The sequence below is a fragment of the Streptomyces sp. CC0208 genome, from assembly GCF_003443735.1.
GTDB lineage: Bacteria > Actinomycetota > Actinomycetes > Streptomycetales > Streptomycetaceae > Streptomyces > Streptomyces sviceus.
In genome coordinates, this window is record NZ_CP031969.1 from 8827509 (window position 1) to 8850359 (window position 22851).

23 protein-coding genes and 2 pseudogenes are annotated in these 22851 nt (G+C 69.3%); 13 read left to right on the forward strand and 12 right to left on the reverse strand.

Annotation, left to right across the window (positions count from 1 at the left end):
• Nucleotides 1–5: 5 nt before the first annotated feature.
• The 3 genes from D1369_RS40520 to D1369_RS40530 form a co-directional block, all read right to left on the reverse strand.
• Nucleotides 6–1514: a glycoside hydrolase family 43 protein gene (locus tag D1369_RS40520; RefSeq protein WP_007379438.1), complete on the reverse strand. Its 1509-nt coding sequence runs from the start codon at nt 1512–1514 to the stop codon at nt 6–8.
• 18 nt (nt 1515–1532) lie between these two features.
• Nucleotides 1533–3668: an alpha-galactosidase gene (locus tag D1369_RS40525; protein ID WP_007379437.1), complete on the reverse strand. Its 2136-nt coding sequence runs from the start codon at nt 3666–3668 to the stop codon at nt 1533–1535.
• Nucleotides 3669–4180: 512 nt separating this feature from the next.
• The gene (locus D1369_RS40530; RefSeq protein WP_007379436.1) at nt 4181–4717 is read right to left on the reverse strand and encodes an isochorismatase family cysteine hydrolase; all 537 of its coding nucleotides are present in this window, start codon (nt 4715–4717) and stop codon (nt 4181–4183) included.
• A 421-nt stretch (nt 4718–5138) separates the two neighbouring features.
• On the opposite strand from D1369_RS40530, the gene D1369_RS40535 reads away from it, so the two are divergent.
• The 5 genes from D1369_RS40535 (at nt 5139) to D1369_RS40550 (ending at nt 11261) form a co-directional block, all read left to right on the forward strand.
• The gene (locus D1369_RS40535; protein ID WP_007379435.1) at nt 5139–7406 is read left to right on the forward strand and encodes a M4 family metallopeptidase; all 2268 of its coding nucleotides are present in this window, start codon (nt 5139–5141) and stop codon (nt 7404–7406) included.
• Between the two features lie 397 nt (nt 7407–7803).
• Nucleotides 7804–9228: a non-reducing end alpha-L-arabinofuranosidase family hydrolase gene (locus D1369_RS40540; protein ID WP_007379434.1), complete on the forward strand. Its 1425-nt coding sequence runs from the start codon at nt 7804–7806 to the stop codon at nt 9226–9228.
• 424 nt (nt 9229–9652) lie between these two features.
• A complete protein-coding gene (locus D1369_RS44640) occupies nt 9653–10528 on the forward strand; it encodes a DUF4232 domain-containing protein (protein WP_272920807.1) in 876 nt (291 codons plus the stop codon).
• Entirely contained in the window at nt 10459–10689 is a 231-nt protein-coding gene (locus D1369_RS44815; RefSeq protein ID WP_346426753.1) for a DUF4232 domain-containing protein, read from the forward strand. Before D1369_RS44640 ends, D1369_RS44815 begins: the two co-directional genes overlap by 70 nt.
• Nucleotides 10686–11261, forward strand: a complete 576-nt coding sequence (locus D1369_RS40550; protein WP_050789656.1) for a hypothetical protein — start codon at nt 10686–10688, stop codon at nt 11259–11261. Before D1369_RS44815 ends, D1369_RS40550 begins: the two co-directional genes overlap by 4 nt.
• 235 nt (nt 11262–11496) lie before the next feature.
• Here the strand turns inward: D1369_RS40550 and D1369_RS40560 are convergent, their stop codons facing one another.
• Nucleotides 11497–12012, reverse strand: a complete 516-nt coding sequence (locus tag D1369_RS40560; RefSeq protein ID WP_007379431.1) for a DinB family protein — start codon at nt 12010–12012, stop codon at nt 11497–11499.
• Between the two features lie 149 nt (nt 12013–12161).
• Nucleotides 12162–12296: pseudogene (locus tag D1369_RS44270) on the reverse strand (MarR family transcriptional regulator); the annotation flags it as partial.
• A 10-nt stretch (nt 12297–12306) separates the two neighbouring features.
• Between D1369_RS44270 and D1369_RS40570 the strand changes: the two are divergent.
• The 3 genes from D1369_RS40570 to D1369_RS40580 all read left to right on the forward strand — a co-directional run bounded on the left by D1369_RS40570 (nt 12307) and on the right by D1369_RS40580 (nt 14456).
• On the forward strand, nt 12307–12639 hold the full coding sequence (locus D1369_RS40570) for a VOC family protein (RefSeq protein ID WP_007379430.1): 333 nt from the start codon (nt 12307–12309) through the stop codon (nt 12637–12639).
• A 154-nt stretch (nt 12640–12793) separates the two neighbouring features.
• Nucleotides 12794–13540 carry a phosphotransferase gene (locus D1369_RS40575; RefSeq protein ID WP_007379429.1) on the forward strand — a complete coding sequence of 249 codons (747 nt, stop codon included), beginning with the start codon at nt 12794–12796 and terminating at the stop codon, nt 13538–13540.
• 124 nt (nt 13541–13664) lie between these two features.
• A complete protein-coding gene (locus D1369_RS40580; RefSeq protein ID WP_240436133.1) occupies nt 13665–14456 on the forward strand; it encodes an alpha/beta hydrolase-fold protein in 792 nt (263 codons plus the stop codon).
• Here D1369_RS40580 and D1369_RS44645 read toward each other — a convergent pair.
• Nucleotides 14437–14565 (reverse strand): hypothetical protein, encoded by a 129-nt coding sequence (locus D1369_RS44645; protein WP_272920806.1) that lies wholly within the window; start codon nt 14563–14565, stop codon nt 14437–14439. The two genes, D1369_RS40580 and D1369_RS44645, sit on opposite strands and share 20 nt — an antisense overlap.
• Before the next feature lie 372 nt (nt 14566–14937).
• Between D1369_RS44645 and D1369_RS40595 the strand changes: the two genes are divergently transcribed.
• The 4 genes and pseudogenes from D1369_RS40595 to D1369_RS40610 form a co-directional block, all read left to right on the forward strand.
• Complete coding sequence (locus tag D1369_RS40595) at nt 14938–15435, forward strand: helix-turn-helix domain-containing protein (RefSeq protein ID WP_007379427.1); 498 nt, start codon at nt 14938–14940, stop codon at nt 15433–15435.
• A gap of 109 nt (nt 15436–15544) precedes the next feature.
• Complete coding sequence (locus D1369_RS40600; RefSeq protein WP_007379426.1) at nt 15545–16069, forward strand: SRPBCC family protein; 525 nt, start codon at nt 15545–15547, stop codon at nt 16067–16069.
• Complete coding sequence (locus tag D1369_RS40605) at nt 16069–17139, forward strand: LLM class flavin-dependent oxidoreductase (RefSeq protein WP_007379425.1); 1071 nt, start codon at nt 16069–16071, stop codon at nt 17137–17139. Before D1369_RS40600 ends, D1369_RS40605 begins: the two co-directional genes overlap by 1 nt.
• Nucleotides 17140–17180: 41 nt before the next feature.
• Nucleotides 17181–17492: pseudogene (locus D1369_RS40610) on the forward strand (pyruvate decarboxylase); the annotation flags it as partial.
• Nucleotides 17493–17658: 166 nt separating this feature from the next.
• Here the strand turns inward: D1369_RS40610 and D1369_RS40615 are convergent.
• The 6 genes from D1369_RS40615 to D1369_RS40640 form a co-directional block, all read right to left on the reverse strand.
• Entirely contained in the window at nt 17659–18102 is a 444-nt protein-coding gene (locus D1369_RS40615; RefSeq protein ID WP_007379423.1) for an SRPBCC domain-containing protein, read from the reverse strand.
• A gap of 14 nt (nt 18103–18116) precedes the next feature.
• Nucleotides 18117–18473 (reverse strand): winged helix-turn-helix domain-containing protein, encoded by a 357-nt coding sequence (locus D1369_RS40620; RefSeq protein ID WP_007379422.1) that lies wholly within the window; start codon nt 18471–18473, stop codon nt 18117–18119.
• Nucleotides 18470–18937, reverse strand: coding sequence for an SRPBCC family protein (locus D1369_RS40625; protein ID WP_007379421.1), 468 nt, complete (start codon nt 18935–18937; stop codon nt 18470–18472). Before D1369_RS40625 ends, D1369_RS40620 begins: the two co-directional genes overlap by 4 nt.
• Before the next feature lie 129 nt (nt 18938–19066).
• Nucleotides 19067–20314, reverse strand: a complete 1248-nt coding sequence (locus D1369_RS40630; RefSeq protein ID WP_007379420.1) for an MFS transporter — start codon at nt 20312–20314, stop codon at nt 19067–19069.
• A gap of 222 nt (nt 20315–20536) precedes the next feature.
• Nucleotides 20537–21559, reverse strand: a complete 1023-nt coding sequence (locus tag D1369_RS40635) for a LacI family DNA-binding transcriptional regulator (protein ID WP_007379419.1) — start codon at nt 21557–21559, stop codon at nt 20537–20539.
• 257 nt (nt 21560–21816) lie between these two features.
• Entirely contained in the window at nt 21817–22125 is a 309-nt protein-coding gene (locus D1369_RS40640; protein ID WP_007379418.1) for a hypothetical protein, read from the reverse strand.
• A gap of 312 nt (nt 22126–22437) precedes the next feature.
• On the opposite strand from D1369_RS40640, the gene D1369_RS40645 reads away from it, so the two are divergent.
• Nucleotides 22438–22815 (forward strand): ACT domain-containing protein, encoded by a 378-nt coding sequence (locus D1369_RS40645; RefSeq protein ID WP_037898623.1) that lies wholly within the window; start codon nt 22438–22440, stop codon nt 22813–22815.
• Nucleotides 22816–22851 lie beyond the last annotated feature (36 nt).

Below are 22851 nucleotides of genomic sequence, written 5' to 3' on the forward strand. Positions count from 1 at the left end.
CTCGGTCAGAGGCCGAAGGGTGCGTAGTCGAACCAGTCGAAGTGCACGGTGCCGGCGGAGGCGTACATGCCGATGACCCGGCCGGTGAAACCGCCGGCCACCTCGGTCGACAGGTAACGGCCGTCGAGGGAGCCCAGCTCGGCGAAGGTGCCGTCCGGCTCCTCGATGCCGAAGGTGAGCATGTCTGGCCCGGTGCGGGGGCCCCGGGGCGGCGCGGGGGAGACACGGACGCCGAGCACCACGGGGCCGGCAGGTACCGGCCGGGAGGCCAGGACGGTGCGCAGGGGCCCGACGCGGGCATGCACCCGCACCTCACCCTCGAACACCTCGATCTCGTAGTGGTGCTCCTCGTCCAGGCGGACGGCGAGCCCGCCGCGCCCCTGGCCCGCGTCGACCCGGGTGCGTGCCTCGCAGGCCAGGTGCTGCTGCCGACGGCCGACGAACACGGTGTCCGGCGCGTCCAGGGAGCCGCCGCGGGCACGCAGGGTCAGCCAGCCGGAGCGTTCCTTCTTCGTGCAGTGCTCGGGGGAGCGGTCACGCGGGGAGATCCACTGCGGGCGCAGTTCGCCGAGGTCGAAGTCGTCCCGCGCGGGCTCGGCCGGTCCGGGGACCAACGGCCAGGCAGGCGTGGGCAGTTCGAGCGGCACCTCGCCCACGACCGGCCAGTCGTCCACCCACTCCACCGGCACCAGGAAGGTCTCGCGGCCCAGCACGTGCCAGCCCGGTGTGCCGCCCCCCGGCCGCACGGCCAGCAGCATCATCCACCACGAGCCGTCGGGAGCCTGGACGAGATCGGCGTGACCGGTGTTCTGGACGGGCCGGTTGGTGCCCCGGTGGGTGAGGACCGGGTTGTGCGGGCAGGGCTCGAACGGTCCCGAGGGGGACGGCCCGCGGGCGATCGAGACGGCGTGGCCGCGCTCGGTGCCGCCCTCGGCGATGAGCAGGTACCAGTAGGCGCCGATGCGGTACAGATGCGGTGCCTCAGGGGCCATCGCGTCGGGGCCACCGGACCAGACCTTGTGCGGCTCTCCGAGCGTCCTGCCGGTGTACGGGTCCAGACGGACCTGGGAGACTCCGGCGACCGTGCACCAGGCGGTGCCGTCCTCGTCCCAGGCGAGGTCCGGGTCGATGCCGGGCACCCCGGGCAGATGTACTGGATCGGACCAGGGACCCGCGGGGTCGGTCGCCGTGAAGAGCATGTTGCCGTCACTGCTGACGTTGGTGACGATCAGCCAGAAGCGGCCGTCGTGATGACGCAGGGTGGGCGCGTAGATACCTCCGGAGGAGGGCGAGTCGAGCGGCAGCCGTAGCTGGTTCGGCCGGTCCAGGGCGTTGCCGATCTGGGTCCAGTGCACCAGGTCGCGGCTGTGGAAGACGGGGATGCCGGGGAAGTACTCGAAGCTGGAGCACACGGCGTAGTAGTCCTCGCCCACCCGGCAGACGCTGGGGTCGGGGTGGAAGCCGGGGATCACGGGATTGGACACGGTGGCTTCCGCCCCCTGGTCGTCTGACACTTCGTCAAAACCTTTCGCTCAGCGGGTTTCTGCCGTGTGATCGAGGCGGAGCAGCACCGCGGACGGCGCCGTGGGCAGCGTCAGCGTGAGGTCGGCGGTGTCGGGGTTCCAGTCGATATCGGCCCGGCTCACGGTGGGGTGGAGCACCTCGACGCGGTCCGCGCGGCCGCGCAGGCGGGGCAGGGGGAGTGCGGTGGTGGGTTCGGTGCCGGGGCGGCGCCAGACGGTGAGGTAGGTGGTGTCGGGGGTGTGCAGGGCCAGGGCGATCCAGGGGTCGTCCCAGGCCGGAAGGCCGAGCGGCCAGGACGGGACGGCGTGCGCGAGGTCGGCGCGGATGAGCTTGTACGTGGCGACGGCCTCGTGGACCAGGGCCCGGGCTTCGGGGCGCAGGTCCGGCAGCGGACCGGAGAGATGGATCCGGCCCAGGAGGGCGTTGGCCAGGGTGAAGGCTACCTCGTCGAGGGAGTCCTCCGGCTGCGGGTAGGCCCAGACGGCTCCTTGTTCGGGCGTGACAGCGGTGGGCGCGGACGCGGCGATGGGCGCGTACAGCTGGAGGTTCTGCTGGTCGCTGGTGGACTGGAGCTGGAGCCGGGACAGCAGGGCGTGGTCCCAGCGCATCCCGCCGGAGGAGCAGTTCTCCACGACCAGGTGCGGGTAACGGTCGAGGATGCCGTCGAGCCAGTCGAGGTGGGCGCGGTTGTGGCCGAGCAGACCCGCGCCGGGGGTCTCGCCCGGGTGGGCGCTGGTGCCGGAGCCGGGGTCGATGTTGTGGTCGAGTTTGAGATAGCCGACGCCCCACTCGCCGACCAGGCGGTCCACGACCCGGTCCAGGTGGGCTCGGCCGGCGGGGTGGCGCAGGTCCAGATGGTGGCGGCCGGTCTCCGTGACGCGGACGCCGTCGCGGCGGAAGAACGCCTCGTCGGGCAGGGACTTGGCCATGGGGCTGCGGACGCCGATCACCTCCGGCTCCAGCCACAGGCCGGGCACCATGCCGCGCTCGCGGATGCGGTCGAGGACCTCGTGGATTCCGCGCTCGCCGGGGAAGCGCGAGGCCGCCGGCTCCCAGGCGCCCACGCTGTCCCACCAGCCGCCCTTCTCGCCGTCGTACCAGCCGGCGTCGATGACGAAGTACTCCGCGCCCGCCTCGGCCGCCGCGTCGATCAGCGGAAGCAGTTTCTCCGTGGTGGGGTCGCCCATCAAGCAGTTCATGTAGTCGTTGAAGATGACGGGGAGCCGCTCTTGGTCGGTGTGTGGACGGCGGGCGGCGCGGCGGTAGCGAGTGAGCGCGGCGAACGCCTCGTCGGGGCCGCCGTCGTCGCTGAAGGCGAGGGCCACGGGCACGGTGGTGAACCGTGCGCCCGCCTCCAGGGGATGCCGCCAGCCGTGGTGGGTGTCGTTCGGGCCGTACAGGGCCAGGTACGCGAGCGTGTCCCGCTCACCGCACTCCCAGTGCCAGCCGCCGCCGTTGTGCTCGATCTGCCACACCCAGGCACGGCCGAGACGACGGTCCGTCAGGCCGCCCATGGGCAGCCGGCCGCAGCTGGACCACACGCCCCGACCGGTCTGGGTGAACTCGCCCTTGCCGTTGTCGAAGACGACACGATCGGCGAGGACCGGAGAGGTCACGCGCATCGGCCGACGCTGCCAGCGGCACTCGGCGACCCAGTCGTTCTCGGCCCACAGCAGGTCGGCGTCGTCGATGGCCTGCGGGCCGTCGGCGAGACAGCCCACGACGAGGGAGGAGACCGACTCCAGGTACAGGGTCGCCTCGCCGTCGTTGCGCAGGGCCACCTCGGAGCGCAGCACGGGCACGCCGTCCGGTGAGCGGTAGGTGACCTCGGCGACGAGACCGGTCTCGGGGTCGTGGAGTTCGACGCGGAGCACGTGCCAGTCACCGTCGTGGCCGACGTGGTGGGCGCGGTAGCGCAGCCGTCCGCCGAGCGACGTGTCGATCAGGCGCCCGCCCGACCAGGCGCGGCCGTGGCCCGCGGCCGTCACCTCCACCAGCGGCAGCGGCGGCCAGTTCCGGCGCTCGGGCCGCGTGCCGCCAGGCAGGCCGATCCGCGTGAGCCGGGGGGTGCCGTCCTCGTCGACGCCGATTTCCACCTCAAGGGCCTGATGGCCCCACCGGAGGGTCTGCGGTGCGCTGGTCATGGGTGCCTTTCCGGGGAGGTGGGGGAGTTCAGCCGACGCGCGGCACTGCGCGGCCACGCACGGGCGGAAACGACGGCCTCGACCCGTGCGGGCGGACGAGGGCTGTGCGGTGCCACTCACAGGTCATGGTGGCGGCCCTTCCCTTCACCGTGTCGAAGCGCTTCGCCTGGCCGGGAACGTTAATGGCACATTTCTCGGGCAACAAGGGGTTGATGCCGCTAAGAAACTTTCTTTTACCGGCGTCATTGACCGATTTCTGGCCCCGACGGGTGAGTCGAAGCGCTTCAACACCGCGCCAGAAGGGCGCCGGACGGTGACATCTGGGAGGCGACGGCGACACCAGAGGCGAACGGGCCTACAAGAATGCCCCGTCGGCGGGAGTGTCGAACGGCGTGCCATAGCTGGGAGTGCGGGTGCGCAACCGGAGCCGCAGGGTGAGCCGGATGCGGGTGGAGGCCGACAGACGGACCGTCAGAAACGGTCCCTCACAAGGGGCTCCAGTCGTCGTCCGCTCAGTCCCACAGCTCACTGCTGTCGCACACCCGGGCATCCATGTTGCGCTCCATCATGTGCAGTGCCGCGTCCGCGAGGTCGGAGTGAATGTGGGCGACGGCGTCGCGCGGCACGACGACCTCGAAGTGCCGGATGTGGGCGTCGAGAGCGGAGTAGAGCACACACTGCTCCGTCACCTGGCCGCACAGCACCAACCGCTCGATGTCCTGCTGGCGCAGCAGGTAGGACAGCGGGGTCTCGAAGAACACCGAGTGCCGCGCTTTGAGCACGAACAGCGACGAGCGGTCCGGTTTCACCGGTTCCACCAGGTCGGCGTGCGGCCCCGCGAGAGCCCGCTGGAGCAGCTCGCCGTGATGAGAGCGCCACTCACCGAAGTTGTCGTTGACGTAGATCACCGTGACGTCCCTCGACCGTGCTGTCTTCAGCAGGTCGGAGAGAACCGGAACCACCTCGCGGGCCGAGGGAAGCAGCAGGTCGGCGTCCTGGTGGTCGTACGTGTTGATCATGTCGATGACGATCAGCGCGGTCTTGCTCATGCTCCCTGAGTTCCCCGTGTGAAGGGTGTCAACAGGGACTGCGGCACCGTCCTGGCAGGAGCCACCGGAGCCCGAACTCCTCGGCCCTCGACACCCGGCTCGGCGGCGAGGTGGCCGCGGGGTGCTGGTGGTCGTACGACGGCCGAAAACCGGCGCCGCATGTGCCGATTTGCCGGGTGGGCATGGTCAATTCAAGCCGTTGTCTTGATGCTTGCATGACAACATTGGGCACGCAGTGCCACTCTTCTCCGGGAAATCACAGTTCCCTCACAGGTTCCACGCGCGAGACCCATCGCTTTTCCGTCACCCCCCACCTCCTTCCACCCGCATGCCGTGCAGCGCTCCGGGCCGGCGCACCCCGCCGATCCGCCTCGTCCACGGCCCCCACCACGGGCCGGCTCTCGTACCGAAGGAGAACCCGTTGTCCCTCACCCACCGCGCGCTCGTGCGACGCAGACGCGCAAGTGCCCTTGCCCTTACCGCTGTTGGCTCCCTGCTCGTCGTGGCCGCCCCCGGCCTGGCCGGTGCGGCCCCGGCGGACCAGGGGCATGCGAAGATCGCTGCCACCCCCCGGGCCGGCGCGGCCCAGACCTCCCTGACCCCCGCCCGCCGTACCGCCCTGCTCAAGAGCGCCCGGTCCGCGGCGGCCGATACGGCGCGGCGCATCGGTCTCGGCGCCAAGGAGAAGCTCGTCGTCAAGGACGTCATCGCCGATGCCGACGGCACCACGCACACCCGCTACGAGCGCACCTTCGCCGGCCTGCCCGTTCTGGGCGGCGACCTCGTCGTCCACGACAGCAGCGGCCGTACGACCGTCACCAAGGCGAACACGACACCGCTCTCGGTATCCACCCTCAGCCCGAAGATCACGGCTGCCGGGGCCACCGACAAGGCGCTCACGGCCTCGAAGAAGGATCACGTCAAGCGCGCTGAGGTGGAGAACTCCTCCCGGCAGGTGATCTGGGCCGGCACCGGCAAGCCCGTGCTGGCATGGGAGACCCTGGTGAAGGGCGTCCAGAGGGACGGCACGCCCAGCGAGCTCCAGGTCGTCACCGATGCCGCCACCGGCAAGGAACTCCTGGCCGCCGAGAAGGTGCACACCGGCGAGGGCACCGGCCAGTACGTCGGCACGGTCCCGCTCGGCACCACCCCCTCCGGATCGGCGTACCAACTCGTCGACCCCGACCGCGCCGGGCACAAGACGTACGACCTGGGTCAGGGCACGTCGGGCACCGGCACCCTGTTCACCGACGACAACGATGTCTGGGGCACCGGCCTGCCGTCCAACCGCCAGACCGCGGGCGTCGACGTGGCCTTCGGAGCCGCGGCCACCTGGGACTTCTACAAGGAGGCCTACGGCCGCAACGGCATCCGCAACGACGGCGTCGCCGCCTACAGCCGCGCCCACTACGGCAACAACTACGTCAACGCCTTCTGGCAGGACTCCTGCTTCTGCATGACCTACGGCGACGGCTCGGGCAACACCCACCCGCTCACCGCGCTCGACGTGGCCGCCCACGAGATGAGCCACGGCGTCACCGCCGCCACCGCGGGCCTGCTCTACTCGGGTGAGTCCGGCGGTCTGAACGAGGCGACCTCCGACATCTTCGCCGCCGCCGTCGAGTTCCACGAGAACCTCGCGGCCGACCCCGGCGACTACCTCGTCGGCGAGAAGATAGACATCAACGGCGACGGCACGCCACTGCGGTACATGGACAAGCCCTCCAAGGACGGTGACTCCAGGGACAGTTGGAGCTCCGATCTGGGCAGCATCGACGTCCACTACTCGTCCGGCCCCGCGAACCACTTCTTCTACCTGCTCTCCGAGGGCAGCGGCGCCAAGACCGTCAACGGCGTTTCCTACGACAGCCCGACCTCCGACGGCCGGTCCGTCACCGGCATCGGCATCGAGAACGCCGCCGCCATCTGGTACCGCGCGCTGACGACGTACATGACCTCGACGACCGACTACGCCGGCGCCCGCACCGCCACCCTGTCCGCGGCCGCCGACCTGTTCGGCGCCTACAGCCCGACCTACCTCGCCGTCGCCGACTCCTGGGCGGCGATCAACGTCGGCAGCCGCATCGCCCTCGGTGTGAACCTCGCCCCGGTCGCCGACCAGACCAGCGGCCTCAACCAGGCGGTCAGCCTCCAGCTGGACGCTTACACCACCAACACCGGCGCCACCCTGACCTACGAGGCCGCCGGCCTGCCCGACGGACTGGCCATCAGCCCGACCGGTCTGATCAGCGGCACTCCGACCACCCTCGGCACCGGCGACGTCACCGTCGAGGTGACCGACAGCACCGGGGCCAGTGCCACGGACACCTTCAGCTGGCAGATCGCCTACGTCTACGCCAACGCCACCCGCGTGGACATCCCCGACAACGGGGCGGCCGTGGAGTCCCCGGTGACCATCACCGGTCGTGACGGCAACGCCTCCGCGACCACCACGGTCTACGTCAACATCGTCCACACCTACCGCGGTGACCTGACCGTCGACCTCGTCGGCCCCAACGGCACCGTCTATTCCCTGCTCAACCGCAGCGGCGGCTCCGCCGACAACGTCGACCAGACCTTTACGGTCGACGCCTCCGCACAACCGCTCAACGGCACCTGGAAGCTGCGCGTGCAGGACCGGGCGTCCATCGACGTCGGGTACATCGCGCGCTGGCAGCTGGCCCCCTGACCTGACAGCACCGCCCGCCGCCCGGATCCCTCAGGGGTCCGGGCGGCTCTGTTCGAGGCCTGCGGAAAGGCCGTTGACCAAGATCGGCTGGCTGCTCGCCGTATCGAATGTTTCGGGATTCATGTCGAATCATGCGAGAAGTATTGACGCCGTTCTGCGGTTCCCTATCATCCAGATTGCTCGATGGTTCGACTGTTGTTCGGTATGACGAACGCAAGGGCCGCTCCACTCGCATGGCAGGGTCGCAAGGGGGTTCGCCGTGGATGCATATGTCATGCGCGTGTCAAGCCTGCTCGCTGTCGTGCCGCGGACCGCTACGCACCGCACCACCTCGACAGTCCGGCCGGCCTCCGCGCGGGGCAGCCGGAGCCGCTCACTCAAGGACAACGAGGTCCCCATGCGCAGACGTAGTTTCGACCGCGGACGTGTGTCCGTGGTGCTCGCCGCTGCGATCGCGGCCCTGGTCGCGTTGGCGGCGATGCTCGTCGCCAACCCGGCTCAGGCGGCCTCCAGCGGCGCCTTGCGCGGTGTCGCCGCCGGCCGGTGTCTCGATGTGCCGAACTCCAGCCAGACCGACGGCACGTTGCTGCAGATCTGGGACTGCTCGGGCGGGACCAACCAGCAGTGGACAGCGACGGACAGCAACCAGCTCACCGTGTTCGGCAACAAGTGCCTCGACGTTCCGGGCCACGCCACCACGGCCGGTACCCGCGTGCAGATCTGGACCTGCAGCGGGGGCGCGAACCAGCAGTGGCGAGTGAACTCCGACGGCACGATCGTCGGCGTGGAGTCCGGACTCTGCCTGGACGTCACGGGCTCCGGTACGGCCAACGGCACGGCGGTGGAGATCTGGACGTGCAACGGCGGCAGCAACCAGAAGTGGACCGGCCTGTCCGGGACGACCCCGCCGGGCGGTGGCAACTGCACTCTGCCGTCCTCGTACCGGTGGTCGTCGACGGGAGCGCTGGCGCAGCCGGCCAACGGGTGGGTCTCGCTGAAGGACTTCACCAACGTGACGTACAACGGCAAGCACCTGGTCTACGCGTCGAACGTGTCGGGATCGTCGTACGGCTCGATGGCGTTCGCTCCCTTCACGAACTGGTCCGACATGGCCTCGGCCCGCCAGACCGGCATGAGCCAGGCCACGGTGGCGCCCACGCTGTTCTACTTCGCGCCCAAGAACATCTGGGTGCTGGCGTACCAGTGGGGTCAGTGGCCCTTCATCTACCGCACGTCGAGCGACCCCACCAACCCCAACGGCTGGTCCGCACCGCAGCCCCTGTTCACCGGCAGCATCTCCGGCGCCGCCCCGATCGACCAGACCCTGATCGCGGACGACCAGAACATGTACCTGTTCTTCGCCGGTGACAACGGCAAGATCTACCGGGCGAGCATGCCGATCGGGAACTTCCCGAGCAGCTTCGGCTCGTCGTACACGACGGTCATGAGCGACACGGTGAAGAACCTGTTCGAGGCGCCGGAGGTCTACAAGGTCCAGGGCCAGAACCAGTACCTGATGATCGTCGAGGCTCGGGGTGCGAATGAGCAGCGCTTCTTCCGCTCGTTCACGGCCTCCAGCCTGAGCGGTTCGTGGACCCCGCAGGCCGCCACCGAGTCCAACCCCTTCGCGGGCAAGGCCAACAGCGGTGCCACCTGGACCAACGACATCAGCCACGGTGACCTGGTCCGCACCAACCCCGACCAGACCAAGACCATCGACCCCTGCAACCTGCAGTTCCTCTACCAGGGCAAGTCCCCGAGCGCGAGCGGTCCCTACGACCAACTGCCGTGGCGGCCGGGCGTCCTCACCCTGCAACGCTGACCGTCGACCGATATTCATCACGTCGAGGAACCCCAGCCGTGCGTCGGCTGGGGTTCCTCCGCACTGGTGGGGCTCTCCCGGCTTCTGTCACCGGGGCGGCCTCACGTGTCGGTGGGTGACCACGGATCATCAAGCACAGGTCTGACGCCTCTCGACGAAGACTCCTTGCCGCCTTCGCGGCCACCGCCGCCGCTCCGCTCACCGGTCTGGCCGCTGCTCCGGCCCGTGCCGTCCGCGGCCGCGGACGAACAAGGGCCGTCCAGCAAGCAGGTCGGCAACCTCGACAGCCCGCTTGCGGGCCCACCATGTCCGATCTCGGCGGTGCGGCCCTCCTCGACGTGAACCGATGATCTGTGACACCGCTGTGACCGGAGCTGTGGGTTCCACCACAGCCACCAGGCCGTCTCCCTGGTGGGGTGGGCGGATGTCGACCGCCTCCCGCATCACTCCCGCCGTCCTCGCCGCCGCCCTGCTGCTCGCCGCCTGCGGTTCTGAGAGCGCTTCGTCCGGCAGGAAAGGCGGGGAGGGCGGGGAAGGTGACGGCGGTCCGGTCCGGGCCGAGGCACTGTGCCCGTCGGACCTCGCCCGGTACGGCAGCCCGCCGGCCGTAGAGCCGTCCGCCGGTCCCTCCGGCACGCCGACCGCCCTGCCCCTGCCCTCCGTCGACGGCGTGGCCGAGGACGGCGTCAAGATCACCGCGCTGTACGCCTGGGGCCCGAAGAGCGGATGTGCGGGAGTCGACAACAGCGCGGACTTCGAGCTCACCAACCAGCAGACGGAGACCGCCACTTACACGCTGACCTTCGGGTTCCTCTCGGCCTCCGGAGGCGCGGTCGACAACGCGCAGCAGACCGTCGAGGCGATCGGGCCAGGACGGACCGTCAAGGGCACCGTCGTCGTGGGGGAGAGGGCCGGTCACGCCCCCGAGGTGACGGGAGTGAAGGTGATCAAGGTGCGGAGTGTCCCCGAAGCCGAGGTTTCGTCCACCTCGGGTGCATGCCCGGAGTCGGGCATGCACCTTTACGCCGATGAGGGCGACGCGGCAATGGGCTTGCGCGCCGTCGGCCTGCACCTGGTCAACTGCGGTGCCCGGCCCCTGCGGCTCAACGGCTACCCGAAACTCGCGATCCAGGATGAGGACCACCGCCCCGTGGACGGCGTACGGATTCTGCAGGGGACGATCAGATCAGTACCGGCCTGGGAGGGGACAGTGACCCCCGACCGGTCGTCCTGCGTCCGGGTGAGGCTGCGGTGGCCGGGCTGGCCTGGCGCAACACCACCCAGGCCGGCGAACCCGTGAACGCGCCGTACGTGCGCGTCTGGGCCAAGCCCGCAGCCGATCCCGTCATGGTCGTACCGGAACTCGACCTCGGGACGACCGGCAAGCTCGGCGTCGGTCCGTGGCGGAAGGACGAGACGCACAGGGACTCCACCGGCGGCATCGCAGCCGAGCGTCCGTGATCGCGCTCCTCGGAGCGATCGCGTGCGCGCTCGCCGTGTACCTGCTGGCGCAGCCGCGTATCGCGTCCGGGTTCAAGGTCCTTCTCCTGACCGCACCACCGGTGGCCGGAGTCGCCTGGCTCTTGGTCGAGGTGTACGAGAGGCGGTTCACCGCCGGGGTCGTCGTAGCGGTGTTCGTGGTCATACTGATCGCGCTGATCGGGCTCCTCGCCCACCCCCGCCTGCCGACCTGGTCGAAGATGATCGTGTTCGGCACGGTTCCGGTGGCGGCGCTGGCCTGGTTGCTGATCGTCACGGCGGACGACACGCTCAAGGACCCCGGCGAGGACCCGTGCTCCATGTACTACGGCGGGGTCGGCGGCTCGAAGGCGTTTCCCCCACAGGCGTACTGCCGCTACGAGGACGGCAGCACTCACGACCTCGCGACCGGCACCCAGTTCGTGTTCTGGGCCTGTTTCGCCATCAGTCTGGCGCTGCTGTCGATCGGTCTGTGGCAGGCCGTACGGCACCCGAAGACCCTCGTGCGGCAGCTCCGCTCCGACCTGAGCCCAGCCACTCGAGGAACCCCATGATCCACTTGGCGATCTTCAGCTTCAGCGGAGCCTCGGCGACAAGTACCAGACCACACCCATCGCCTGGTGAAACGCCCATGCCTTGCCGCGCCGAAGCCGGCTCGTCACGTCGGCACCCGTGCGTGGCAACTCCCGGAGACGGCCCCATACTTGGGGCAGTCGTGGCACGTCGAGCAACCTCGTGCTCCCGACACCTGTGCGCATCGGCCAGACGCAATGGGAAACTCCGACGGACTTAGTAATACCCCTTCGTGCCATCCAGCAGTTCCCGGACGATGTCCGCGTGCCCCGCGTGCCGTCCCGTCTCCTCAATGAGGTGGATCAGCATCCAGCGGAGGTTGGCGCTGCCGGAGCGGAAGCCGGGGTGGCGGCCGACGTCGTCCAGGGAGGCGGCGGCGACGATCGCGTTGCTGCGGGCGCACTGGGCGTCGTACTCCGCGACGAGTTCGGCGAGAGGGCGGCCTTCGCTGTGCCAGTCGGCATCCTCGCGTGACTCGTCGAATGACGGGTTCTGCTTCTCGTCGCCGCCGAGGAACAGCACCTCCAGCCACGTGTGCTCGGTCCAGCGCATGTGGGAGATGAGACCGGCCATCGTCATGGCCGGCGAGGTCGCAATGACCGAGCGGTGCGCGTCGTCGTCGTTCAGCCCCTCGCATTTCCATCGAAGGATCTGCCGCTGCAGGTCCAACCATCCGACGAGCGCGGTGCGTTCGTCCGCCTGAAGCGGCGGGCGTGCCAGTTCCGATGCCATGTGGACGCACGGTACCGGGGGTGGTGGCCGGGAGGCACCTGGGTTTACGGGGCGAGCCCCCGTGCGCAGGTCTGGCAGGCCGGCGAATGGTCACTACGCGCGCTCGTTGTCATCCCGCAGGGAATGGATCATCCTCCGCGGGACCCGGAACGGCCGCGAGGCGTGAGCCGCGTGGGAAGCGCCTTCCCGACGGGTGCCTTCGCGGGCCGAGTCACGTAGCCGTCTCGTCCCAGGGCCTGGAGCAGCACGTTCATCGTCTGCCGTGTCACGAACGCGCCCGCCGCAGCACTTCCAGTGCGCGACCTCGACGCTTCGCAGGCGTTCTACGAGCAGTACCTGGGCGTCGTCCGCCCATCGGCCGGACCTCCGCACGCCGTCGTCTTCGAGACGGAGCCGATCGCGTTCGCGCTCCGCGACGTCATTCCCGGCACCGACCTCGCAGCCGTCGCGCAGCCCGGCATCGGCGTCGCGATCTGGCTCCACGCCACCGACGTCCAGGCGATCCACGATGCGCTCGTCGCCGACGGTCACACCATCGTCTCCGCGCCGATCGACGGCCCCTTCGGTCGGACCTTCACCTTCGCCGACCCCGACGGCTACCAGGTCACGCTCCACGACCGCGCCTGATCGGCCGAGCATCACCGTACGACCATCAGTGGTCGCGACCCGGGCCCACGCGCGCAGTTGCGTCCCGACCACGCCGTGTTGCTCTGTCGAGCCGCGTCATCGCACGTGAAAAACCCGACGACGTCGGCCGCCCTCCCCGGGATACTGGGAGCCCATGGATGAGGTCGAAGTCGTCGTCGCCCATTCCGAGCGCGCGACACTGCGCGTCGGCGATGTGTTCGTGAAGGTGGACGCCGATCAGGCGCGCCTCGACGCCGAGGTGGAGGCGATGGCCCTCGCGCCGGTCCCCACCCCGGAGGTCCTGTGGCGCAAGCCGCACGTGCTCGCGATCGCGGCACTCCCAGGGGTGACGCTTGGAACCCTCGGCGGGCCGTCGACCGGGTCGCCGACGGCATGGGCCGCGGCGGGCGCCGCCATCCGGAAGTTGCACGAGGCGCCGCTTCCGCCACGCCCCGGCCAGGCCGGCCGGAACATCACCGCGCTGGCGGCGGAACTCGACGACGAGTGCGAGCGGCTCGTGACCACCGGCCTCCTGCCGGCGGACCTGGTCACCCGAAACCGCCAGATCGCCGAGGCCGCGTTCCGGCCGTGGACTCCGGCCTTCACTCACGGCGACCTGCAGATCGCGCACGTCTTCGTCGACGGCGACGAGGTCACGGGCATCATCGACTGGTCCGAGGCGGGCCAGGGTGATCCGTTGTACGATCTCGCCACCTTCACGCTCGGACACGAGGAGCACCTTGCCGATGTCATCGCCGGCTATGGCGCTGCCGTCGACCTCGCCGTGATCCAGGCGTGGTGGTCGTTGCGAAGCCTGCTGATCGTGCGCTGGCTGAGCGAGCACGGCTTCGACCCGTTCGCGCCGGGTTGCGAGGTCGACGTGCTGAGATCCCACATGTGAGTAGCCCTGGTGCGTGAAGTCCCTCTGATCGGCTGTCCAACATCGGCTTCAGCAGGAGGTAGTCGTGGCCCTGCGTCGGCACACGTATCAAGTACTGCCTACCAGGCGGATGCAGGGGACCGGTGTGCCCTGGCCGCATGACGTGCGCGTCGCGCTCCCTCCGTCGTACGAGCACGGTGACCGCAGTTACCCCGTCCTGTGGGTGACAGACGCGTCCCTCAGCTTCCCGCTCACCGTCGGCCTGATGAACTGGCTCCACACCGTGCAGGAGGTCGCTGAGCTCATCGTGATCGGCGTCGGCGCTCCCGACGAGAGTGATCCCGCCGAGTTCGGTGCGCGTCGCACGCACGACTTCTATGCGATGCCGAGATGGGTCAATGCCGGGCTCGGTGGCACGCACATGGAGGCACTGTCCAGCGAAAGACCGACGGGCGGCGGCGGCGCCGATGCCATGCTGTCGTTCCTGGTCGACGAGGTGCGCCAGCGGCTGGCGAGCGAGTTCCGGTTCGACGACGACCACGGTCTCGTCGGGTTCTCCGGCGGCGGACACTTCGTCGGCTTCGCTCTGCTCTCCCGGCCGGCGGCCTTCGGCCGCTATCTGGCCAGTAGCCCTGCCCTCAGCGGATGTGAGGATCTGCTGTTCACGCTGGAGGCCGACTATGCCGCGACCCACGACGACCTGGTGGCGAAGGTCTTCCTCGGCGCGGGCGAGGCGGAGCTGACCGATCCCTTCGTTGTCGCGGCCGACATCGTCGGGTCGATGACCCGCATGGCGCAGCTGCTGCGGCTGCGTGACTACCCGTCCCTCGAACTCACCGCCCGCCTGTACCCCAGGCAGACCCACGGGTCGGCGTTGTCGTACGCGTTGAACGAGGGCCTGCGCACGCTGTACCCCTTCACGGACTCTTGGGCTTGAGAGTGCTGCCGGGGCGGAGTGTGCCGTTCTCGTCGAGGTCGTTCAGTACGCCGGACAGCCCGACGTGCAGCATCTTCCGCCGGACGTGGCCCAGGATCTGGCTCATCATCCATGAGGCGGTGACCGCCGACGTCCGCCGCGCTGCCCACCTCCTCGACGCCGGCCTCGCCTCGTTCGAAGGCGCCGCTCCGACCGGCTGACGTGCAGCCCAGGCGCCCGCTGTTGTCGGCCCGGAGGTCCGAGGAGACGGTGGACGCCACCGAGCCGATGACGGCAGTTCGGCTGCATCTGCTGGACACGGCGGGACCGCGCGTCCATGGGACGCTCTGGCCCCCGACACCGGCGGATCCGAATCCGAAGTCGAGGCGGCAGCCCGTGCTCGCGCTGCGGCGGCCGCGACCGTCGGCCCACTCCAGGCCTGTCCAGTTCTGTCCTCGCCGCCTGCTGGGTTTCTTTGTGAGACCGACCGTATGCTGCCGCCATGAGGCGCACATCCTTCGCACACTGGCCCTGCTCGATCGCCCGCACCATGGACCTGCTCGGCGACTGGTGGACGCCGCTGGTGCTGCGGGAGGCCTTCTACGGGATCAAGCGGTTCGACGGATTCCAGGAGTCGCTCGGCATCGCACGCAACACGCTCACCGACCGCTTGCGGCGGCTTGTCGACGAAGGGCTGCTGGAGAAGCGGCCGTACCAGACCGAGCCGGTGCGCCACGACTACGTCCTCACCGAGAAGGGGCGCGACTTCTACGGCGTGCTGCTGGCGATGAACCGGTGGGGGGACCGGTGGCTCGCCGGTGAGGCGGGTCCGCCCGTCACCAGTTACCACGACGTCTGCGGCCAGGAGAGTCACGCCGAGGTGGTGTGCGCCGCCTGCGGCGAGCCGATGACCGCCGAGAACACCCATCCGAGGATGGGGCCTGGCTATCCGCCGCGCCTGGCCGAGCGACCGGACGTGAAGGAGCGGTTCGCCGGCTGACCGAGAGGCCCGGCCGACGCGCCGCACACGCTTGACAAGTGAGTCTATCTACACAACTTTGGTGGTCAGACCTGGGTCTGGGTCTGTCTGCTGATGGAGGAGGCTGGGCGTGGAGTGGACGGGCGCGCGCTATGCGGACAAGCCGACGGTGGAGGTGCCGATCTGGATCGCTGCCCCGCCCGAACGGGTGTGGGCGCTCGTGTCCGACATCGAGTTGATGCCTCGCCTGAGCTCCGAGTTGCAGTCGGTGGAGTGGCTGGACGGAGGCAAGGTGCCCGTGCTGGGGGCCCGCTTCGTGGGCCGGAGCAAGCATGAGGCCTTCGGTGAGTGGGCCACCATCTCCCACATCGTCGAGTACGAGCCCCTGAGGGTGTTCGCGTGGGCGGTGGAGGATCCGCAGTTCCCGTCAGCGATCTGGCGGTTCACGCTGGAGCCGCGGGACGGTGGCACGCTGCTGCGGCAGTGGATGCAGATGGGGCCGGGCCGTTCGGGCCTCTCCGTCGCCATCGACCGTATGCCGGAGAAGGAGCAGAAGATCGTCTTCGTGCGCATGCGCGAGTTCGAGAGCAACATCGGCACCACGCTTGAGGCGATCAAGAAGCTGGCGGAAGAGCCCGGAAAGGCGCGTGTGTGATGCGTACGTCCACCACCATCGAGGCTTCCGCGAACTGGCCGGAGACGGTCGACTTCGTCGTGGAGGCGGAGAAACTCGGCATGGACATCTGCTGGGTCGCGGAGGCCTGGGGAGCGGAGGCGCCGTCGCCGCTGGGTTACCTCGCCGCCAAAACCGAGCGCATGCTGCTCGGTTCCGCGATCATTCAGCTCGCCACCCGGACGCCGATGGCCATCGCCCGGGCCGCGATCACGCTGTCCAACCTCTCCGGGGGTCGCTTCCTTCTGGGGCTGGGCCCGTCCGGACCGCAGGTGATCGAAGGTCTGCACGGGGTGCCGTTCGCCCGGCCGCTGTCCCGGATGCGCGAGACGGTTGAGATCGTGCGTCAGGCCGCGTCGGGTGAGAAAGTCGCCTACTCCGGGCGGGAGTTCCAGATCCCGCTGCCCGGCGGGGAAGGCAAGCCCATGCGTCTGGCGATGCGCGCGGAGCACGAGATGCCGATCCACCTGGCGACGCTCTCGCCTAAGATGCTGCACCTGACAGGGGAGATCGCGGACGGCTGGCTGGGTACCAGCTTCGTGCCCGAGGGGGCCAAGGAGGCGTACTTCGACCACCTGGACGCGGGGCTCGTCGCTTCGGGACGTTCGCGTGCCGACTTCGACATCTGCCAGGGGGCGGAGGTGGCGTTCGCCGAGGACGAGGACGCGCTGCGGGCGATGGTGGCAGGTCGCAAGAAGGAGCTGGCGTTCAGCCTCGGCGGTATGGGCTCCGCGACGACGAACTTCTACAACAACGCCTACAGCCGCCAGGGTTGGGCCGAGGTCGCGGCCGAGGTCCGGGAACGCTGGCAGGCCGGGGACCGGGAGGGCGCGGCTGGTCTGGTCACCGACGACATGGTGCTGGCCACCACGCTGATCGGCACCGAGAACATGGTGCGGGAACGGCTGCGCGTATGGCGCGACGCCGGCGTCGACATCGTCCGCTTCTACCCCGCCGGCGAGACGCTGGACGCACGGCTCACCACCCTCGGCCGGGCCATCGACCTGGTCCGCGAGATCGAGATCGAGAGCGAAGGTGAGGCAGCACGCTGACAGCCCTTTGAACGGCGCTGAGTCGATCGTAAGTTCTGTGGCCCGACGTCGCCTACGCCGATTTCGCCCGTTCGGTGGGCTTGGGCGGGATGCGGATCGAGAAGCCGCAGGACGTGCAGGGCGCCTGGGAGACGGCGCTGGCAGCCGACCGGCCCTTCGTCCTGGACTTCCGCACCGACCCGGCGGTGCCGACCATCCCGCCGCACGCGTCCTTGGACCAGATCGAGGCGGCCGCGCTGTCCGTGCTCAAGGGCGACAGCGATCGCGCCGCCATGGTCCGGCAGGGCTTCAAGGCCAAGGTCCACGAAATGCTGCCCGGCCACCGCAACCGTGAGGACCGGCCCGGCACCTGAGAGGGCCGTTGACACGCCATGCGCAGGAAGGCGAACGGCACGCTGAGCTGGGACAGCACGGCCCCGGTGCCCTCGACCGTGCGGTGCGGTCCGGTCCGGTCACTGGGATCGCGGGTGGCCGGGGCTCGCGCAGTCACGGTCGAGGGCACCGTCGGCGAGTACGGCGTCAGTGCCAGTCGCTGATCTTCACGTCGCGCGGGTCGGGGGCCCCTTCCCCGCTCTCGAGGAGTTGCTTGAGACTCAGCAGGAAGGTGGCCCACTTGGTGCTGCAGTGGTGCATGAACTCGACCGGCTCACGCCAGCCCTCGTGCTTGAACAACACGATCGTGTAGTCACCGTCCTGACGGAGGTCCCACTGCACGCTGGTGCCGATCCATTCCTGCGGTCCGTCCACGACGTCCCAGCGGACGAGCCGGCCCGGATCGAGCTCGGTGACCTTCATGTCGAACCCGCCAGGCCCGAACCGGAACTCGATCACGTCGTCCAGGCCGGTGCTCCCGGACGTCTTCTCGGTCCACCAGCCGGACAAGCCGTCCAGGGTGGTCAGCGCCTCGTACACCTGCTGCGGCGAGGAGTGTTCGACGCCGATGCGGTGAAGGATGTCTGGCATCTTCCTGTTCCTCTCTACTGTGTCTTGTCGGTCTCGCTGCCCGTGTCCCTGCCGCGCTGGATGGTCTCGGCGATGCGCTTGATGCGCTGGAGACGGGAGTCCCAGGCAGCGCCGACGTCGGCGAGCTGGGCGACGGCGCGGGCGAGCTGAGCCTGGTCGACACGGAACTGCTTCTCACGGCCGGCGGTGGTGGCGTGCACCAGGCCGACTCGGTCGAGGACGAGGAGGTGTTTGGCCACCGCCTGACGGGTCACCGGCAGTTGCTCGCTCAGGCTGGTCGCCGTCCCACTGCCTTCGCTCAGCAACAGGTCCAGCATCCGGCGCCGGGTCGGGTCGCCGACCGCCGACCAGAGCTCGTCGTCCACCCTCACGCTCGACCACCAGCTCCGACCTTCGCGGCGTAAGCCGGCAGCCGCGGCAGGTAGAAGTCCCAGCCGGAGGCGTGCTCGGCGTACCTGGCGGCAACCTTCGCCTCGTCCCAGCCGCGCTCGCGGAAGCCGCTCTCGGTCATCCGCAGGAGCGTCCCTGTCCCGGCGGGCGTGAGCTCGAAGACGACGAGGTTCGAGTTGCCGCGGGCGGCCGACTCTCCCTCCTCGTGGGTCCAGCGGAAGGAGAAGAGCCGCGGTGGCACGGCGTCGACGACCGTGAACTGCACCCAGGTGCCGCCCTGCGAGCAGTCCCCGAAGCCGATCCGGCCCGTTCCTCCGGGCACGGCCGGGAACTCCGCCTCGTCCGGCCACCACTCGCGCAGGTGCTCGGGATTGCTCACCACGTCGAACACGACCTCGGGTGAGGCGTCGATGTGGATCTCCCGCTCGATTGTTCCGAATTCCATGCCCGCCACCTTCTGCAACGTTTGGTTGCACATCAAGTTAGTCGATGCACAGGAAACGTGCAACCGTTAGTTGCGCGATGATGGGGTCCGACTCGGTGACTGATCGGTGAGACGGCCGGCCGTCCACGATCACGCCGCTTCCTTGAGGGGTACGTCCTCGGGGACGGGGGGCTGACGCCGCGGCATGAGCAGCGTCGTTCCGGCGGCCAGTGCGACGGTGACGCAGCACAGGTTCATCATCGTCACGACCCCCAGCGCCTCACTCAGCAGTGAGCCGGCCAGCATGCCCGACAAGGAGGCCGCCGCCTGGAGGAATCCGTTGGTGGCGCTGACCCTGCCCAGTACGGCGTCAGGGGTGTGACGGGCGACGAACGTCCCGCTCGTGATCGTGAAACAGACCATCGGCGCCCCGATGGTGAGGAACAGTACGAAGCTCCACCCGAGCACGGGGGTGTTGAACGTCGCCGCGAAGGCCACGGCGAGCGCTGCGAGGGAGCCCGCCAGTACAGTCCGGTCGGCGAGCCTCCGGGTGAGTGCGCGGCTCAGCGGCACTCCGAGCAAGAGCCCCGCACCGAAGGCCCCGAAGAGCAGGCCGAGAATCTGGGGCGAGGCGTGCAGGACCAGGTTCATGTACGGAATGAGGCCGACGTTCACGGCGGACGTGGCGAGCGCGAAGAGCGCACCGGCTGCCGCCAGCGCCGCCAGCCACGGGTTGCGGCGTATCTGTACGACTCCGTCGCGGATCTCGGGGACCAGCCTGCCCAGCTGCCCGCGCCCCGCCCCGGTGCTTCGCTTCGGGGCCGTCGGCGGCCGGTAGCGGACCATCGAGAGGCACAGTGCCGAACACGCGTAGCTGATCGTGTCGATGGCGACGACCGCCGCGAAGCCCAGGCCGCCGTACACGGCCCCGCCCAACGGGCCGCCGACGAGCCGGATGGAGCCGACGATCAGGGCGCTCAGGGAGTTCGCCGAGTGGAGGTCGCCCTCACGGCCGACCACTTGCGGGAGCAGGGCGGCGGAGGCCGGGTTGAACAGCTGGCTCAGGGACGATTCCAGGACCAACGCGACGTAGATCAGCCACACCTCGTTCGGACTGTCCACCCACAGCATCAGCGAGACCGCCATCATGCGAACCAGATCCGCGGCGATCATGACGTGCCGCCGGTCCCAGCGGTCGACGAGAGCCCCGGCCGGCGGACCGAGGACCAGCGCCGGGACCGTCCCCGCGGCCAGGGAAAAACCCGACGCCATGGCGGAGCCCGTCAGCTCCAGGACGTAGTACGGGACGGCCAGGAGCAGGAACCAGTCGCCAAGGCTGGACAGCAGTTGACCGGACGCGAGAAACCGGTAGTCCCGGATCCGCAGCACACTGAACACGAGTGTTCCTTCGGGAGGGAGGCCGGCCCGGGTCCGGCGCCCTGGGGGCGCATCAGGTACGCCGTCCTGTGATCGCTTCGCCGGAAGCGCTCCGAACGTAACGTACAGGATGTACAGAACGTTAGATACATGGCATGGCTGTAGGAGTCGAGTGGAGCAGCCTGGTAGATGACGTCGGCCGTGAAGCCTGAGGGCTTTTTCCGGCGGTTGGGCGAGCGGACCTCAGGTGGACTCGCGGATCACCAGCTCCGTGCGGAGGATGACATGACGCCAGGCCACGGCGCCCTCCTCCATCTCCTCCAGGAGCAGTCGGATCATCGCCCGTCCGACCTCCTCGATCGGCTGGCGCACCGTGGTCAGCTGTGGTTCGGTCCGCCGGGCCAGCGGAAAGTCGTCGAAACCGATCACGGCGACATCCTCGGGCACCCGGCGTCCGGCCGCCCGCAGAGCCTCCAGAGCCCCCGCGGCCGTGGTGTCCGACGCCGCGAGGACGCCGTCGATGTCCGGATGCCGTTCGAGGAGTTCGGTCATGGCGCGGCGCCCGCTCTCCGCCGTGAAGTCACTTTCGGCGACACGGGTCCGCTCGACCTTCATGCCCGCCAGCGCCAGAGCCTCTTCGTAGCCGCGCAGCCGGCACTGGGCGGCGTGCAGGTCGAGCGGCCCGGTGATGGTGGCAATGACCCTGCGGCCCCGCTGGACGAGGTGGGAGACGGCGCTGCGTGCTCCACCGACGTTGTCCATGTCGACGTAACTGACGTATTCGTCGCCCGAGCGGCGTCCCAGCAGCACGGTCGGCAGCCGGGCCTCGGCGAGCATGTCCGGCAGCGGATCGCCGGCGTGCACGGACATCAGCAGGACGCCGTCGACTCGGCCGCCGCGGGCGTACTCCAGGAAGCGCTGCCGCTCGGCGTCGGAGCGGACCAGGGTCAGCAGCAGTTGCATTCCGGTGTCGGTCAGGGCGTCCCCGAGCGAGGTGACGATCTCGGAGAAGAAGGGCTCGGCGAACTGGCGCCAGTCCGGCTCCGTCATGACCAGGGCGACGGCGTCGGCCCCGCGTCCCGCCAGGGAACGGGCCGCGAGATTGGGCACGTAGCCGAGTTCGTCGATGGCCCGCTGTACGGCCCGACGTGTCGACTCCTTCACGCCTGTGGCGTTGTTGATGACGCGGGAGACCGTGCCTCGTCCCACCCGCGCGTGGGCGGCCACTTCCTCCAGCGTCGGTGTCCCCGGGCGTCGCCTGCCCATGCCACCTCCCCCAAGAGATCACCGATCTTACCGGCCGGAGGGGATCGCGCACACGACTTCACCAGGGGGTGTGGTGACCGCAGGGAGAGTTGGCTCATCCCGTGGGCACGCTCTTGTCATGGTCCTCGCCGTGCTGGTAGCCCCAGCCTCCTGTCCGAGCCCGTGAGACGCGGAGCGGCGTCAGTGGGCCGGGCAAGCGTGTGGCGCCACCCATCCGTGGAACGGGACGGGCAGCGCCACACGTCGAAACCGGAAACTTATCCGGGGAACGGCTTGCTCGCGTCGTCGTCAGCCTTGATGCACGCGTCGAGCTTCTTCTGGAGGGCGGCCGCGTCGTTGAGCGCCTTCTTCGCCGCCGCGGTCTCACCCAGCTGCTTCAGCTTCGCCGCCTTGGTCTTGAGGTTGGCGATCTGCTGGCGCAGCTGGCTCGTGTTGCAGGTGACGGACGCCTTGACCGATACCTCGCCCCGGTCGGCCGACGTGGCGGCGTGAGCGGGCATCGACGTGATGAAAAAGCCTCCGACGACGGCCGCGGAGACGGCCAGCACGGAAAAGCGCTTGGTCATGAGTTAATTCCCCCAGATTGGGCTTGCGTTGGTCGAAGTGGATCTTACAACGCCTTGTGACTCGCCAGTAACCGGTCCGGGGACTGGCCGCCGAGCGGCCCTGTCGGTCCCCCTGAGCAGCCGGGTATACGGGCGATTGAGAGGGCAGACTGGTTCGATCGTGCCGATTCCCGTCGATGTGGCCCGTTGACGCCGGCTTTCGGGATGGCCGTCACGCGACAGGAGGACTGGAGAATGGCTCATGATGGCGACATCCAGGGCACTCGCTCGGGTTCTGGTCCCACATCACCGGGCGAGCCGGGCCTGCGGCACATGACCTCGACACCGGCGGCTCGACCTCAGAACCTGCGCGTGCTCGAGGGCCGCTTCGTTCTCGGGCGGGTGTCCGACATCAGCGCGGTCGCCGCCGACACCGACCTGCTCGCGCTCGTGCTCGGTCCGGACGGAGGCGCGGCGATGCTCCGCGACGACACGGCCGAGAACGGATGGGCTGCGCTGTGGAACGGTGATGACGCGCACGACCCGGAGGCGACGGGGATGCTCAGCGCCATCGTCGCGCCGCTCGCCGCCGGCGAACTCCCGGTCTGGACCGCGGCGAGCTACGACGGCGACCTCGTGCTCGTCCCGGCCGACCGCCTTGAGGAAGCCGTCGGCATGCTTCGCCGGGCCGGCCACCAGGTGGCCATGTGACTGGGTAGGGACAGGACAAGCGGTGCAGCCTGCGCG